Here is a 16,117-nt window from a genome sequence, read left to right on the forward strand (position 1 = left end):
TAAACGGCTTTTTTGATGCGGTATACCGCTTACTCAATAAGCGTTGTGGTGGTAGTGCTCATGGTCATTTTTAATTCTTGAGGCATGGTTTCAGATTTTTCAATCAGTACCGCTCCATCTAGACGTTGCTCCATACGAGCATTTTTGATCCAGCCGGTTTTTTTATCTATGGTGTAACTTGCTTTTAAAGGGCCAGACAAATCATACTTTGCTTTCATCCCCATTAAGTCGGTAGTGGCATCTTTTGGGGTTGTTACCATAGCAGAAGAGGTGATGATGTACGACTCATCTGTTACAGCTTCTAAGAGGTATGTGGTGGTTGATTTAAAAGTAGCTATGGAGTTAATAGTAGTTTCTTGAACCCAAGTATCACCTATATTGACCTCTTCTTTCGGTAATAGTTGAGTAATTTTATGGTAGCTATCTAATTGCTTTTCGGCACTCATTTCTTTTTTCATAGCCCCTTCAATCTGCAGCAATTGCATTTCTGGCAATTCCATACCCTCTGTTAGTCCCACAAGTTGCGCGCTATTATCAAAACTTAATAGGACGCCCTTATTGTTCATGGTAATTTTAATAGGGTCTTTAATCATATTTTTAAACATCTGATTCATTGGGTTAGAAGCAGCTCCGTCAGAAGACATGGTTTCAGTTCCCATGGCGGTTTTAGTGTTATTGGACATCTTTTTAACAATGATATCGATGGAATAAATACCATCCTTAATATCGGTAACTACAAAATCAGACGCTGTAGAAATGACAGTCGTAATGTCTTGAGTCTGGCCGTTAATAACTTGATTTTGTTCACTAGTAACCACTAGATTTTGTGGGTAAACGCCACCTTTTTCAAGTTGGTAAACCATATCGTATTGAGCTGTTGTGATCATGACACAACATATAGCGATCAATAATAAAGTCTTTTTCATAGTTTTTGGTTGAGTGGTAAATGTAAGGTCATCAAATGATTTACAGGTGACTTTAACGATTTTCTAACGTTACGTAAAGGTTGAAAACAGGGCTATTCTTGGTATTTTCAGTATAAAAATTTTATCTAAGGCGTTCTTGCTCCCTTAAGGAGGTCTAACTAGTTTTACCAATTAGTAGTGTGCTGCTTTCGCGAAAGCGAGATAAAAAGTAATCCTAACACTAATTAACACTAAATGGTAGAAAAGAGGTTTAAAAGTTGAAAAGTGATCAGGGTATAAGCCTTAAAATCTAAACGAACTTAACTATCTTGCACACCTTAATTTAAATAAAAAATGAAAAAATTACTTTTAGTAGTATTCCTTGCAGCAGGAACGGCAATGGCACAAACAGGTTATGTAGCTTCTGAAGCTCTTTTACAATCTGTGCCAGAATTTCAAACAGCACAACAGGAAATCAGCAAACTAGCAGCTTCATTAAAAGCTGATGATCAGAAGGCCGAGAACAATGTAAAAGAAAAAATGGCTGAGCTTCAGGCTAAAGTGCAAGAATTACGTCAGACAGCGACGGATGAAGCGGCTTTTAATGCAGAGTTAGAGATCTACAAGTCTCAGGCTACGGCTTTAGAGAATGAATTGATGAACAGCAAAAAACTAGCGGAGTTAAAGCTAGGGGAGAAGCAAAACAAATTGTTGGCTCCTCTTTCTCAGAAACTTAACGAAGCTATTAAAAAAGTAGCTCTTTCCAGAGGATATAAGATTATAGTAGATATTAGCGCTGTATCTTATGCGACAGAAGATGCCAATATCAGTAAAGCAGTAGCTTTAGAATTAGGTATCGCTATACCTGAAGAATAAGACGTAACCCTTACTATTTAAAAAAATCACTTCTAGCGGAGTGATTTTTTTTTGTGGTGTAGTGAACTAAAGTTTTTATAAAAAAGTCGTGATCTATAAGATTCATTTATAGGAATCATTATATTTGTTTATATATCACAAGCAGTAATTCCATTGAAAAACTTTTTAGCAACTCATCATTTAATAGGGAACATAATTGTGTTGCTTATCGCTGCTTTATTTTTAGGCCAGCCTGTTATTGAGGTATGTCTAAATACGGAATATGACGTATCTATTTTGGAAACTGATATAGAAGGATCATCTGATCAAGAAGAATACACAGACACCGAGTTAGAAAACCAAAAAACGATTACTGAGTTATTCTTTTTTGAATCCAAAAACGCTGCTTTTGTTGAAGTACATTTGGTTCATTTCATTCCACATCTTTGGTCTGATTGCTCTCAGGAGATATTGGTTCCGCCTCCTGAATTCATTTCCTAGAAGTAACACGAGAGTATTTTCAAATTTTTTTCATCAAAGTATTAATTTGTAGTCAAATTGATTCTTCATTTCCCTGTAGTTATAGGGACGATATTCCATTTTATGAATTCATCAAACCCGTTTAAAAATTTAAAAAAAGACATACCAGCAAGTATTGTTGTGTTTTTTGTCGCCTTGCCGTTGTGTTTAGGTATAGCATTAGCTAGTGGTGCACCACCTTTTGCAGGACTTATTGCAGGAATAATAGGAGGTATAGTAGTAGGAGCTTTAAGTGGCTCTCAATTAGGAGTAAGTGGTCCAGCTGCCGGTCTGGCTGCTATAGTAGCCACGGCTATTACAGATTTAGGAAGTTTTGAAATCTTTTTAGTTGCTGTGGTAGTGAGTGGAGCAATTCAAATTGTTTTTGGTTTATTAAAGTTGGGGATTATAGGATACTATTTTCCTTCTTCAGTGATCAAAGGGATGCTCACCGGTATAGGTATTATCATATTTCTGAAGCAAATCCCACACTTTTTTGGATTAGATAATGATCCACAAGGCGATATGGATTATTTTCAGATTGATGGAGAAACGACCTTTAGTGAGATCGTAAACATAGGAGCGTACATCAGTCCAGGAGCTACGTTGATTGGTTGTATCGCACTGGCAATTTTACTTTTATGGAGCAATGTTCTAAGTGGTAAATCAAAACTATTTGAAGTTATTCAAGGTCCACTAGTTGCAGTAGCGGTTGGGATTATCTACTATATGTTTACCAGCGATTTATCCTATTGGAATATTTCTGATGAACACTTAGTAAACGTTCCTATTCCAGAGAACTTTGATTCGTTTGTAGGTCAATTTAGATTTCCGGATTTCAGTCAAATAGGTAATGTAGATGTGCTTATTACTGCATTTACCATTGCTTTAGTGGCCTCTCTAGAAACATTACTATCGGTTGAGGCTACAGATAAATTAGACCCTTTAAAAAGAGTTGCACCTACCAATAAAGAATTGATAGCACAAGGAGTAGGTAATATGGCCTCTGGATTTATAGGTGGGTTACCTATTACCCAAGTGATTGTGAGAAGTAGTGCCAACATACAGTCTGGGGGAAAGACAAAGATGAGTACTGTTTTACACGGTTTTTTATTATTGGGATCTATTATTATTATTCCAGCCTTAATGAATAAAATACCGCTGTCGGTGCTCGCGGCCATATTGCTTATAGTGGGTTATAAGCTGGCAAAACCAAGTGTTTTTAAAGAAATGTGGACAGTAGGATGGCGACAGTTTATTCCTTTTATTGTAACGGTTGTATTACTGCAAATCAACTTTTTATTGGGGGTAGGAGTAGGTCTGGCCATAGGAATTATGATCACCCTTTTTCAAAGTTATCAAAACTCTCATTTCCTTCATGCCACTGAAAGTGATGAAACAGGCAAGCACAAAGTTAAAATGAGCCTTGCAGAAGAAGTCACCTTTTTTAATAAGGCCACTATTTTAAAAGAATTGGATCACTTACCCAGAAATACCTATCTGGAACTGGATGTTACCAAAACCAATTATTTAGATCACGATGTGATTGAGATACTAGATGATTTCAGAGAAAAAGCAGCTAATAGAGAAATCAATATCCTGTTAATTTCTGAGCTGGGTATAGAAGAGAACCCAGAGAGTTTTTCTGAATTCTTCAAAAGGAGGTCTAAAAAGTAAAATTAAATTTTAAAGAAAATTAAATGAAAGTACATACTAAAGAATCACAAGCTACCATGACGCCTGAGAAGGCGCTGCAGTTTTTAATTGAAGGTAACGAGCGATTTCTCAACAACTTAAAAGCAAACCGAAATTTATTACAACAAATAAACGATACCCGTGATGGTCAATTTCCTTTTGCGACTATTCTTAGTTGTATCGACTCTCGTGTATCAGCAGAGTTGGTTTTTGATCAAGGTCTAGGTGATATATTTAGTGCTCGTATCGCGGGTAATTTTGTAAATGAAGATATTTTAGGAAGTATGGAGTTTGCTTGTAAACTTGCCGGTACCAAGCTTGTGGTCGTTTTAGGGCATACCAGCTGCGGCGCTATAAAAGGGGCTTGTGATCATGCCAGATTAGGAAATCTCACTAAGCTTATTCAGAAGATTGAACCTGCGGTATATGCAGTGATCGAGCCTAAGGAAGAAGCGTTACGTACCTCTAAAAATTTAGATTTTGTGGATGCTGTTTCTGCAAAAAACATACTGCTTACTATTGATAGAATACGCAAAGAAAGCCCAGTTTTAAATGAGATGGAAGAGGACGGAGATATTAAAATCATAGGAGCTATGTATGATATTGCTACTGGGGCTGTTGAATTTTATAGTTAAAAGCAGCTGTATTTTGATTTACAATAACAAAGCCCTCCATTTAATGGAGGGCTTTGTTGCTTGCTATTCATCAAAAATAGTTGTGTTTTTTAAACCTTGAGAGGCTGTTTCATATCCTATTTGAAAAATATCTTTCATAGCATTAAAACTGAACAAACCATAGTTAAATAAATCAGGTTCTATCAATAAATCACATTGACTAAACTTTGCTTTGTCCTGCTGGTATTGATTGATGGTATAAGCTCTACCCGCGACATCGTAGGAGTGTTTGAACTTTTGCTTTGAAAGATCCACCTTGTTCAGGTAGCTGCCTATTTTAAGATCACAAGCCTCTAATAAGTTGATAGGGAAGTTATTTAAAACACCTCCGTCTACATAAGTATTTTCTTCAATTTCTACTGGCGTGAATATTCCTGGAAAAGCAGCGCTTGCCAGAATGGGTAGGTACAAATCACCCTCTTTAAATATTTTGAGTTTTCCAGCATTAAGATCAGTGGCTGCGACCGTTAGTGGGATTTCTAAGGAGTCAAAACTATTTTCAGGGATATAGGAAGCTAAGTGTTCTGTAAAAACAGAAGATTTGATAAATCCAGCTTGTTTAAAGGCGATTTTTCTAGGATCGAAAAGGGTGGACTTTTCAAAAAAATGAAAGATTTCTTCCATTTCTATTCCTTTGGCATAAAGAGCACCTACCAAGGCTCCAGCACTTGTTCCAGAGATTTGATTGATGAGAATACCATGCTCTTGAAGAGCCTTTATGACTCCAGCATGTGCGACACCTCTTACCCCACCTCCCGAAAGTGCTAAACCTATTTTCATTTTTTTTCTTCCTTATTCTTTAATCCTGTGGCACGGCTGTTTTTCATCAATAAAAAATGGTGCGACGTCCCGTGTTGGGTGACTTTTTAGATCTAACATTTCTACACCTGATTTCATTTGGTATGCTCAACCCACAATATAGCGTTTATAAGGTGATAGTAACTAGAAGCGATGGACAATCTTGCTCCATTTTCATATGGCTTTTTTTAAAAGGATAAAAAAATAAAGAATGACCTTGGTGACTTCCAGACTTATTTAGAATTAGCATTCATGTTTTGTAATAAAGAAATGGAGCTGCAGCATCTTGTTATTTAATGCCTAAATTTGTGGACTCACTTAGTGTTTATACTTTACGTTACCACTTTTATGGAAATTGACTTTTATCCTTATGTAAAATCCCTGCACCTCATTTTTGTAGTTACTTGGTTTGCTGGACTCTTTTATATCCCAAGATTATTGGTGTACCAGATCGAGGCACATACAAAGCCGGAGCCAGAAAAAAGCATTTTACTTCAACAGCTAAAGATCATGACGAGTAGGCTGTGGTATATCATTACCTGGCCCAGTGCTATTCTTACTACAGTTTTTGCGGTATGGTTACTCATCTTAAACCCTTACTGGTTACAGGCTGCTTGGATGCAAGTTAAATTAGGCTTTGTATTGCTTCTCATTATCTATCATATTAAAACTCATTTTATACAAAAGGAATTGCAAAAGGATGTGGTGAAATGGACCTCTAACGGCATGCGCATCTATAATGAAGGTGCTACCCTTATTTTGTTTGCAGTAGTTTTTTTAGTTATCGTTAAGAGTGCGATCAATTGGATTTACGGTCTGATAGGGCTTTTCGTTTTTGCCGTTATCTTGATGCTCCTTTTTAAGCTTTACAAAAGGTTTAGAGATAGAAATTAGGGGCATCAGGCATTAATACTACCGCTTTCGCGAAAGCGAGATTAAAAGTTAACTCCTCTATTAAAAAGGGTAGCTGATCAACCAAAAAAGGCCTCCTTAGAATCTTTAAAATAACATGAAAATGGCCATAAGGATCATGATGGCGTTTTCTATAAAGGTTGCTTCCGTCATGGGTAATTTTAGAGCTGTTCCTAAGCAAGCGCAGGAAATGGATTTTTTATCTAGTAGTGTTTTAGTCACACCAATAGTAGTGATTCCTAGAAGGATCAACGTAGCTATAAGTGCTATATCTATTTCAAATCGCATCAAAAACATCAATCCAAGTGCGGTTTCTAGGAACGGATACCCCCAAGCATAAACTGAGGTTATTTTAGCTAAGGGATCATACCTAGCAAAACTTATTGAAAAGCCTTTTAGGTCTAGCATTTTAAAAAAGCTAAAAACAATAAAGAACAAGCCCATAAAATCCAGCATGGCTTCGTCCCAGTGTTCTCTTTGATAGTTGAGCAATACCGTTGCAACCGATAAGTAACCTATTATAAGAAATAGGGGCAGTAGTTGCACCCATTTAGACGTCTCCATTTTAATGGTCGGGCTGTGACCCGAGCTGGAATCTGCCACTTCTGTTGCTGTCATTGCCGTAATGACGTACTTCTTAGGCAATGCTTCTTGCAAGGTTTTAATACCTGTATGAGTAGCCATAAGAATTACAGCTTGCTCATTTTCTAATGTAACCATGGCTTCCTTTACACTAGGGATAGCATTGAGTCTTTTCTCCACATCACTGCGGCAGCCATTACAGGTCATTCCAGCTATTTGATACGTATGTTTCATTAGTTCTTTGGCAGATAAAATTTAAAAACTAAACTCAAAGGTGAGTCTATTTAACTGGCTACAGGAGGTTCTTGTGGTGTTGTAATACAGGTAGATATAGTAGTTGCTGCAAAGGTAAAGGTTAACATCCTTCTATCGATAAGCCTATCATTTAAACATGTCTCTTGTTGAACATACCCTTTTTTCATTTACCTAAGGCTTTTATACCTACGCACTTTGACATCTTTAAGCCAGTTCAAAGATATCCTATTCTCCTTTAAAAAAAATAGAATCCTTTGAGGGACGCCTCCATTGAATTTAACTTGTTTTTTCTCCTAGTTTTATCATATAAGAGGAGCTTAACGACAATCAGGGTATGGGTTAAGTCATGTCCCATGAGCTGGTGTAGTTGAACAAAAAATCAATAGGAAGAAGGCTTATAATTATTTTAGATTCTTTTTTTAATCGATCGTTAACGCAGCATTTTTATTGATTAAATCTTAAAGCTCATTACTGGAAGGGAGGAATGATTGGCGATATCTTCAGTGATGCTTCCTTTAAAGAAGTGTAAAAGCCCTTTTCTTGCATGAGTGCTTACCGCGATGCAGTCGGCGTGAGTCTCTTCGGCATATTGTAATAATCCGTCTTCCACCGTATAGTCAGAAATAAACGCTACCTGATCAGTACCACCGGCAGCAGCATATTGGGTGGTCAGTTCTTTAAATTCTTTCGAGCTGATATAGTCGCTATGAGGTCTATTGATATAAACCACATGTAACTTACTTCCTAAAGTTGAAAATAGTTGAACAGCTTTTTTGTACGATGTTACACTTTCTTCGGTCAGATCTGTTGCAAAAACTACCTTATTAAGGCTGAAGTTTTTAGGCTTTGATTTTACAGTGAGGACAGGAGTGGTGCTGTTTCTAACCATTTTTTCAGCATTTGATCCAGCAAAGATACCTTCGTGTGCCATTAGACCATGCGATCCCATAATAATTAGGTCGGCATCAATATCCTGAGCCAACTCATCTACCTCTTTATATACTTTGTGGTGTTTGATCATGGTTTTTACTTCAACTCCTTCTAAGTAATCTTTATCTAAAAACGGTTTAAATTTCTTTTGAGAAAGAGCTAATAGAAACATCATTTCATTCTTGTTGTCACTATCCGATTGAGTGATCAATGAGTCTGACAATTCGAGCATGTGCAGCACATGTAGAGTTGCGTTGTGTTTTTTAGCTAGCAAGGCGCCTATCTCTAAAGCGTATTCCGAATATTTTGAAAAGTCTACTGGAATGATAATGTTGTTCATGAGGTATAGTTTGGTCTAAATTTAATTCATTCTACAACCAATCTCCTCTAAATGGTATTGATATTCATGATGGGTTGCTTTATATCTTCTTTGTCAAGAGAACTTCTTGAAGCACTTCCCTAAATTACGTATTGGATGTATTCATTGGTACATTTTAGTCGATTTAAAGAATACCTGATAAAGAAAGCTCTTAAAAAGTTACTATAGTGGCTCCAATAGATGGGTTAGGTTCAGTGATTACTAAAACATACTAGTTAGTCAATGACTTTTAAGACTCTTTTTAAAAATTGAATGAATACAACAGGTGTCAAACTGGTTCCAACGATCAAGAGCCAAACAATGGTGTCTATTTTTACAAGGCCAAGAATTTCATTTAATGGGTCTAGTTGGTAAAAAACACCCATTATAAGTATACAAAGCGCCAAAGCGTACCAAACAAATGGATTGCTGGAAACTTCATTTTTAATAAATGATATTGTATTTGAGGGCAGATTGAATACTTGCCATAATTGCGTTAGTGCTAGGCTAAAGAAGGTAATGTTGTTACATACCTTTAGCTCGTAGTTCAGGTAATAACGGCAATACCAACTAACTCCCATAATAGGGAAGGCCATTAAAATGGCGTAAATGATAATGCTGATCCAATCCTTTTTAACAATAATGCCCTGACCAGGACGACGCGGCTGATTTTTCATGGTGAGTTCATTGCCTTTTCCCATTCCCAAAGCTAGTGCAGGGAAAATATCAGTTACTAAATTGAGAAAAAGAATCTGCATGGGGAGAATGGAGAAAGAGAAATTGAGCAAGCCATAACCAAAGACAATAAAAATTTCAGACAAGTTACAGGAAAGCAAATACACTAAAAATTTTTTAATATTTTGAAAGATGGCCCTACCTTGTTCAATAGCTGAAACAATAGAACTAAACGAATCATCTTTCAGTACCATCTCTGCGGTTTCTTTTGCCACCTGCGTTCCCCTCAACCCCATCGCAATACCGATATCTGCTTTTTTTAAAGCTGGAGCATCATTGATACCGTCTCCAGTCATGGCGACAACATCCCCTTTTTTTTGATAAAGGCTCACCATATCTAACTTTTGTTTTGGGTCAACCCTTGCAAATATGGTGGCAGCAAATAATCTGTTTTTGGATGGGGAGCCTTTCAATTCCTCGCCAGTAATAACAATATTTTTTTTATTGGATAATTGTATCTTTTCGGCGATGTGAAGTGCAGTTGCAGGATGGTCGCCGGTAATCATGATTACTTTTATACCGGCATCCCGGCAAGATTCTAAGGCCTCTATTACTTCTATTCTTGGAGGGTCTAAAAATCCAATAAAACCAGCAAAAGTTAAATCCTGCAAAAACTTATGGCTGGGAATATCTGTAGCTTCTTTGAAGGCGAAAGCAAGTACTCGTGTGCCTTGTGCCTGTAGTTCTTCTGCTCTTTGTAAAAATAGTTCTTTCTCTTTTTTGGTTAATTTTTCTACCTTCTTTTCCTTACTAAACGTACTGCATTTTTCTATAAGCACTTCTACAGCTCCTTTAGCGGCTACAAAGTTGGTACTGCCATTTTTATGCAAGGTTCCCATTACTTTAGTTTCAGAGCTAAAAGCTTCCTCTGTCACACGTGGATACTGTTTGTTGAGTTGATCAGAATCGATGTTGTTATCAGCTACAAATTGCAACAGTGCAATTTCTATGGGGTCCCCCAGTTCTTTTTTATGAATTCCTACATTCTGGATTACTGCATTGTTACATAAGGTGGAGATTAGTAGCAGCTGGTCCACAATAACTTGGTTGTGGTCACTGCATATTTTATTTTTTTCTACAGCTATGGATTCTTCAAAAACATAAAGATCGCTGACTTTAATCTTATTTTCCGTCAGTGTTCCCGTTTTATCAGTAAAAATGGTGGTGATGCCCCCTAGAGTTTCTACAGCCGCTAATCTTTTGATCAGCACATTTTTTTTGGCCATACGCAGCATTCCATAGGTCAATGCAATGGTGGCTACTATTGGTAATCCTTCAGGAATAGCTGCCACAGCTAGTGCTAATGCTGTTTCAATAATAAGATAGAGCTCCTTACCTTGAAGAATTCCTGTGATAACAAAAATGGAAGCAAATATACTTGTGATCCAAATTAGTTTTTTTGTGAGGTCCTGTAGTTTTTTTTCTAAAGGAGTACTACTTTGTGCTGCAGCTTCTACTAGGGAGGTGATGTTGCCCAATTCCGTGTGAATTCCTGTACCAATTATAATGGCTTTGGCATTGCCATTTACAATCGCTGTGCCTTTAAAAAGCATGTTAGCCTGTTCGGCTATAGCAGTGTTTTTTTCAAGGGACGCCAGCTTTTTGGTTACCGGTAACGACTCTCCTGTCAAAGCAGATTCATCTGCTTCTAATTGATGAACTTCAAATATACGAGCGTCAGCAGGTACAATATCCCCAGCCTCTAAAAGCACAATATCACCTGGCACTAGATTTTCAGAGGGTACTTCGGCTATTTTGTAGTCTCGAATAACTTTTGAAATGTTCACATCCATCTGTTTTAAAGCATTCATGGATCTGCGTGCCTGTAACTCCATGAAAAAACCTAAGGCCGCGGTAATAAATAGTACCGCAATAACGGAAAATCCCTCCAGCCAATGTTCATAAAAAAAGGAAAGGCTGGCAGCTACTACCAATAATAAAACGATCGGGCTTCTAAATTGGGTAAGAAGGACCAAAAAGATGCTTTTTTGTTGTTGTTCTTTATAGCTATTGGAACCGTAATTTTTAATTCCTTGTTCTACTTGTTGCCCTGTTAGGCCGCTTTGTCGATTCGTTTGAAAAAGTTGAGTAATTTTTTCTAGGTCCTCAGAATGAGGAAATGGTATGGGATAGGTGTTGTTTTCATTTTCCATTTTATGTTACCTTATTGGAGTCCTTGTATGGGTACAGCTATTTTTTGTAAATACTTGTATTTAAAATAGTTGCATCACTACTAAAATAACACTTACCCCTCTTAATCTGAAAAAAACACAGTTGTTTTTTCATCTATTGGCTACGATTCTCTTGTTGTAAAAACTATATAGTTAACGGATTGGATAAAAAAACATCCCTGTGGCAGGGGTTATTTAGGCAGGAGACGAATGCAACATCTGTTTTAGGAGTCTACCAATAAATAATTCCTTTTCAAAACGCTGATGTAGTTCTGTTGCGTAAGCCTGACCTGGATCAAGTAATCATTACAAGCAACAGTACTACTTCAAATCCCTTCCGCAAATTGATGCTATCACAAGTGGGACTGCTTTTCAATTGATGTTTTGTCCATTGGATTTATAGAATGGAACAACATGACTTGTTTTTTTATATTAATGAGGGAATAGCGTTCACATAGGCGACTTTAGGCATCCGACTATCGAAGCGGTTGGAATGCTCCTATTATGTTCTAAGGGTGCTAAAATCAATAGATTCTCAACTACTAGAACACAATCACCTGCTAAAATGGACTTTTAAATTCTAATGGTTGATTTAAAACCGTGCCCTATTTCGGATTCAAAAGTAATGTTACCGTAAATGGAATGCATCCGATTTTCTATATTGTGAATGCCATTTCCTTTTACAAGAGTGGTTCCCACACCATTATCTTTATAAGTGATGGTCATCGAATTTCCCATAGAGCTAAAGTTGATGAACACAAAACTAGCCTCGCTGTGTTTTCTCATGTTGGTTAAGAGTTCCTGAAACACTCTATAAAGACCAGATTTTTGAATATTTTTCAAGTTTTTCCAATCCATGAGTTGAAGCCCTTTGGTTAGGATAGTTATCTGTTCATTTTGGTAACTTAAAAAAAGGTCGCTAAGCAACTCTGTATAAGGAGTGTTGAGATCTATAGCACTATTTTGTTTTGAAATATCTCTGGTTCTCTTATAAATGTTTTCTAGGGTGTCTAATAATTCTATACTGCTGTTGGAACCGGTCTGTAGTTGGGTCATTACATGATAAACATCATTGGCAACCTCGTCGTGAATCGTTCTAGAGATGCGAGTTTCCGTATTATAGACTTCCTGTAATTTTTCTTTTTTGTGTTGATAGGATAAGATAAAATAAATAGATAGGGAAGCTAAAGCTATAAACAACAAGAGGTAAAGAAGTCGCTCCTTATCGAGTTGACTATCTTGAAAGTCTTTTTCTTTTTTATCGTATTGATAAACGTAATAATTAAAATTATTGCGTTGCTCTTCTTGCAGGTTATTAAGACTGTCATTTAGCGCAATGTAGGCTAAAGCGTATTCAGATTCTCCAGATTCTACTTTTAATCGCAGCGCGCTTTGTAAAAGCTCAGGAACTTTGGTTATACGAGCTATTTCAAGAAACTTATCAGAATATTTTTTCATATTTAAGCTGTCATTGGCTTCTTTATAAAAACGAGTCAAGCGGTTGTAACTCGATATCAATCCATTGGGGTATTTATCCTTTAATCTTAAGTCTAAAGCCTCTAACAACCCTTTTTCTGCTTTGGGTATATGGAGTTGGGATTGAATAAAACTCAAATTATTTAATGTTCTAGCGATCTCTACCGTATTAGCACTTTCTATGGCTTTGCTATAGGCGGCTTTATAAAAAGACAAAGCGGTTTCTAGTTCGTTTTTGAATTCGTAGACATATCCCTTGTTATTCAACAGGATCGCTATATCAACAGGCAAGCTGGCGGTGGTTAAGGCTTCATCATAAAGAGCTAATGATTGTGAATAATCCTTTCTTTCCCTATAAATTATGCCGAGCTCACTAATGGAAGTAGTATAACAGGACTTGGTCCAGTCGGTTTTATTTTCAAGCTCAGTTAAAAGGTCGATGCATTCTAGATGTAAGAGCTCACTTTCAGAGTTATAGCCCAATTGCATTTGAATGCGCGCCAGGTTTTGAATCGCATAAATCAACCTGGTTCTATGTTCTTTTTTTTCAGAATTATCTATCCTAAGCTGTGTAAAGAATTGATACGCTTTAGCCAGGTCATTAGGTTGTAAGGGGTTGTTAATTTTGCTGGAGTAATAAGCTAAACTATCGGTTTCTTGAGCTTTTGATGTATAGCTTAAAAGAAATAAAAGACAAAAAAAGAGGAATGAAATAAGGGGTGCTTTCATTCCTCTAAAATACTACCTAAATTTAAAATGTAGGATTAATTACCATTATTATCTGAAGGAGGAGGTAGAGGTGGAGGTGGTGTTTCAACGCCTCCTTCATTTTTACAGCAAGCTTGTACGCCTTCTATAGGATCGGTAAAACTTTCTGGGGTACAAGAAAATAAAGAGAAATAAACGGCGAGCATAAGGATTACTACTACTAATTTTTTCATATTTGAGGTGTTTAAAATTTGGCACTAGTGCTGCTGTCCGAAATTTTTTCAGATTTGTTTACAGCAGCACCTGCTGGATTTTGAAGAGCGTCCTCTTCTTTGGGAAGTATGGAGAGGCAGAAGTAAAAGAGATCAGTACTTCCCAATTGCTCATCTCTTGTTACGTTGCAGCTCCACGGCAGAATCAATATTCGCAAGCCTTATTGCGAGTAAAGCGGTTATCAATTCTTGGACAAATGAAAGATTTGTGTTCTAGGATGGTTGGAAAAGAGTAGGAATGTTTTAGGAACGTATTTGGAAAATGAGTTCCTAATTAGTTCCAGAGTTTATGAATCTGAATATCAGCTATATGAATAAAATTTTAGTGTTGCAGGCTTTCGCTAAAGCGGAAAAAGAAATCAAAAAAAGAGGGGTTACAAAGCCTTCTTTAGTTCAAATGGCCACCGAACTGTCTGACTACCTGGAGGAGGAAAAAGGCTTCAATCTAGGGGAAAAGAGTTTGAGGATGTATCGAGGAGCTGCAGAAAAATTGAACGATACAAGTGAGGATATCAGTATCAAGCAGCTCGCGGTAATCAACGGGCTATGTAACTATTTGGATTGCGATAATTATCAGGAATTTGTAAAAAGAATCAGTGGAGAAGGAACTGAAATACAGCCTTTAGCACCTAAAAGAGGCACTAAGTTTTTTACACCAGTGAGGATGGCAGTTGCAGTAAGTGCGTTGGTTTTGATCTCCCTATTTATATATAACTATTCCACTAGACTGCGCTGGATGGTATGGCAGGAAGATCATTATGTAGAGGTTGATTTTGATGTAAAAAAGTATAGTGTGAAGCAACTACAGCCTTATAAAGAAGAAAGGATCTTATCCTTTAAAAAAGTGGAGGTAACTTGTGCAACTATTTTCTTTAACCAGGATAAAAGTGTGAGGTTTTGGTACGGGAAAAACAGCGACAAAGAATTGGAGGTTTTTACAGACTTAGGCCTACATCCTGAAACTGGTAACACCCTGAAACCTATCACCCCTTGCATGATTGATAAGTATGTTTGAAAGAATCCCTAAAGAATTTTTGCACATAAAAAAACACCTATAGATATATCGGTGTTCTTATTAAGTATGGGTGGCGTTTGCTCCAAGATGGTATTCCGTACATCCTAGGTAATTATAAAAATAGAGTGGGCCTTATTTCATTTGCTATCTGGACGCTTTAAAGAAGCGTACCTACTGGGCTTATAGGGGGTAGCTTACTTCCATATAAATCTCATATACACCGGCAAGTGGTCGGATAGCATTCTACTGCTTTCTAGTCGGTCACATTCTTGAACAAAATCTATAGCGCCACAATCAGTCACCACGTTTTTTTGAGAATCATAAATGATGTGATCCATAGGTTGATGCAGGTACTCGTTGTCTTTACAAGTTCTTTTTAAGGAAGTGCTGCCAGCAGTAGCGCAAGTATCGTACTGAGCTTCTTTTAATTTTTCAAAGGCTTGGTGATCCATGGATAAGTTAAAATCACCCGCCAGAATGATGTGTTCTGTTTGATGATGCATGATGTAGTCGCTTATACAGCTCACTTCTTCTTCTGGCAGCTCCTTTTGTTTTCTTGCGTGGTAGTTAAGAATAGTAACTAGGTTACCTTTCACTTTAAATTTAATTTGATAAGGCTCTCGATATACGCAATCTTTAAGAACACCGAGCAGCGTTGCTTTTTCTACCACTTTTACTTGACTGGTTTTCCATAAAAAAGCGTATTTCTCGGTCTTGTAGGCAGGGCTGCTGGTAGGATTGCTAATGGCATACTCCCAGTTACTCCCTTTTCTGTTCAACTCGTCAGCCAGTCGTGCCACCGCTTGCGAGCCTCCATAACCAGCCACCACTTCTTGAATAGCGATGATGTCATAATCTCTTAAAATCTCTGCCATACGTTCGATCTCCTCGGCAGACTTGGTCTTGCCAAAATCTCTGATGTTCCAAGAAACCAAAGAGATCTCCTCTTGAGCTAGGCTGAGGTGGGACAGGCATAAAAATAAGGTTAGAAAAAGGAATAGCTGCTTGACACTCATATTAGATTTTTTATAAGAATAGGTTGTAAAGGTATGCCGCTTTCGCGAAAGCGGCACTAACATAATTAGTTGGCCTCCCATCTTGATTTAGTAAAGAAACCGAAGAACAAAGGTATTTATAAGTTATTTAATCTGAGTTACGGAAAGCCGTACACCAACATCCCTTTCTTATCGTATTATTAGACTGAAAAATGGAAAGTCAATTTACGGACTGCTTTCTGAGATCTAGTGTTTAAAAACC

Annotated in this window: 16 protein-coding genes; 6 read left to right on the plus strand and 10 right to left on the minus strand. The window is 37.2% G+C overall.

The genetic code is table 11. The features are described from left to right. Positions 1 to 29 precede the first annotated feature (29 nt). Positions 30 to 926, minus strand: a complete 897-nt coding sequence (locus tag KG732_RS06115) for a DUF6263 family protein (protein ID WP_213521571.1) — start codon at positions 924 to 926, stop codon at positions 30 to 32. Positions 927 to 1,259: 333 nt separating this feature from the next. Between KG732_RS06115 and KG732_RS06120 the strand changes: the two genes are divergently transcribed. From KG732_RS06120 to KG732_RS06135, 4 genes are all read left to right on the plus strand, one after another. Further along, on the plus strand, positions 1,260 to 1,781 hold the full coding sequence (locus KG732_RS06120; protein WP_213521572.1) for an OmpH family outer membrane protein: 522 nt from the start codon (positions 1,260 to 1,262) through the stop codon (positions 1,779 to 1,781). Positions 1,782 to 1,934: 153 nt separating this feature from the next. After that, on the plus strand, positions 1,935 to 2,261 hold the full coding sequence (locus KG732_RS06125; RefSeq protein WP_213521573.1) for a hypothetical protein: 327 nt from the start codon (positions 1,935 to 1,937) through the stop codon (positions 2,259 to 2,261). A gap of 102 nt (positions 2,262 to 2,363) precedes the next feature. After that, entirely contained in the window at positions 2,364 to 3,956 is a 1,593-nt protein-coding gene (locus KG732_RS06130) for a SulP family inorganic anion transporter (protein WP_213521574.1), read from the plus strand. Between the two features lie 23 nt (positions 3,957 to 3,979). Beyond that, a complete protein-coding gene (locus tag KG732_RS06135) occupies positions 3,980 to 4,609 on the plus strand; it encodes a carbonic anhydrase family protein (protein ID WP_213521575.1) in 630 nt (209 codons plus the stop codon). A 63-nt stretch (positions 4,610 to 4,672) separates the two neighbouring features. Here the strand turns inward: KG732_RS06135 and KG732_RS06140 are convergent, their stop codons facing one another. Then, complete coding sequence (locus KG732_RS06140; protein WP_213521576.1) at positions 4,673 to 5,428, minus strand: patatin-like phospholipase family protein; 756 nt, start codon at positions 5,426 to 5,428, stop codon at positions 4,673 to 4,675. Positions 5,429 to 5,800: 372 nt separating this feature from the next. Between KG732_RS06140 and KG732_RS06145 the strand changes: the two genes are divergently transcribed. After that, on the plus strand, positions 5,801 to 6,340 hold the full coding sequence (locus KG732_RS06145; RefSeq protein ID WP_213521726.1) for a CopD family protein: 540 nt from the start codon (positions 5,801 to 5,803) through the stop codon (positions 6,338 to 6,340). A gap of 105 nt (positions 6,341 to 6,445) precedes the next feature. On the opposite strand, the gene KG732_RS06150 is transcribed toward KG732_RS06145, so the two are convergent. From KG732_RS06150 to KG732_RS06180, 7 genes are all read right to left on the minus strand, one after another. Then, positions 6,446 to 7,174 (minus strand): MauE/DoxX family redox-associated membrane protein, encoded by a 729-nt coding sequence (locus tag KG732_RS06150; RefSeq protein WP_213521577.1) that lies wholly within the window; start codon positions 7,172 to 7,174, stop codon positions 6,446 to 6,448. Positions 7,175 to 7,224: 50 nt separating this feature from the next. Then, positions 7,225 to 7,362 carry a hypothetical protein gene (locus KG732_RS06155; protein WP_213521578.1) on the minus strand — a complete coding sequence of 46 codons (138 nt, stop codon included), beginning with the start codon at positions 7,360 to 7,362 and terminating at the stop codon, positions 7,225 to 7,227. A 284-nt stretch (positions 7,363 to 7,646) separates the two neighbouring features. Next, on the minus strand, positions 7,647 to 8,465 hold the full coding sequence (locus KG732_RS06160; RefSeq protein ID WP_213521579.1) for a universal stress protein: 819 nt from the start codon (positions 8,463 to 8,465) through the stop codon (positions 7,647 to 7,649). A gap of 254 nt (positions 8,466 to 8,719) precedes the next feature. Beyond that, the gene (locus KG732_RS06165) at positions 8,720 to 11,371 is read right to left on the minus strand and encodes a cation-transporting P-type ATPase (RefSeq protein WP_213521580.1); all 2,652 of its coding nucleotides are present in this window, start codon (positions 11,369 to 11,371) and stop codon (positions 8,720 to 8,722) included. Between the two features lie 591 nt (positions 11,372 to 11,962). Next, positions 11,963 to 13,594 carry a tetratricopeptide repeat-containing sensor histidine kinase gene (locus tag KG732_RS06170; protein WP_213521581.1) on the minus strand — a complete coding sequence of 544 codons (1,632 nt, stop codon included), beginning with the start codon at positions 13,592 to 13,594 and terminating at the stop codon, positions 11,963 to 11,965. 35 nt (positions 13,595 to 13,629) lie between these two features. Next, positions 13,630 to 13,806 (minus strand): hypothetical protein, encoded by a 177-nt coding sequence (locus KG732_RS06175; protein ID WP_213521755.1) that lies wholly within the window; start codon positions 13,804 to 13,806, stop codon positions 13,630 to 13,632. A gap of 11 nt (positions 13,807 to 13,817) precedes the next feature. Continuing rightward, the gene (locus tag KG732_RS06180) at positions 13,818 to 14,003 is read right to left on the minus strand and encodes a hypothetical protein (protein ID WP_213521582.1); all 186 of its coding nucleotides are present in this window, start codon (positions 14,001 to 14,003) and stop codon (positions 13,818 to 13,820) included. A gap of 152 nt (positions 14,004 to 14,155) precedes the next feature. Here KG732_RS06180 and KG732_RS06185 point away from each other — a divergent pair, with 152 nt between their 5' ends. Then, complete coding sequence (locus tag KG732_RS06185; protein WP_213521583.1) at positions 14,156 to 14,860, plus strand: hypothetical protein; 705 nt, start codon at positions 14,156 to 14,158, stop codon at positions 14,858 to 14,860. A 194-nt stretch (positions 14,861 to 15,054) separates the two neighbouring features. On the opposite strand, the gene KG732_RS06190 is transcribed toward KG732_RS06185, so the two are convergent. Beyond that, a complete protein-coding gene (locus KG732_RS06190; protein WP_300980343.1) occupies positions 15,055 to 15,957 on the minus strand; it encodes an endonuclease/exonuclease/phosphatase family protein in 903 nt (300 codons plus the stop codon). Positions 15,958 to 16,117: the final 160 nt, after the last annotated feature.

It is taken from the genome of Nonlabens sp. (assembly GCF_018401815.1).
GTDB lineage: Bacteria > Bacteroidota > Bacteroidia > Flavobacteriales > Flavobacteriaceae > Nonlabens.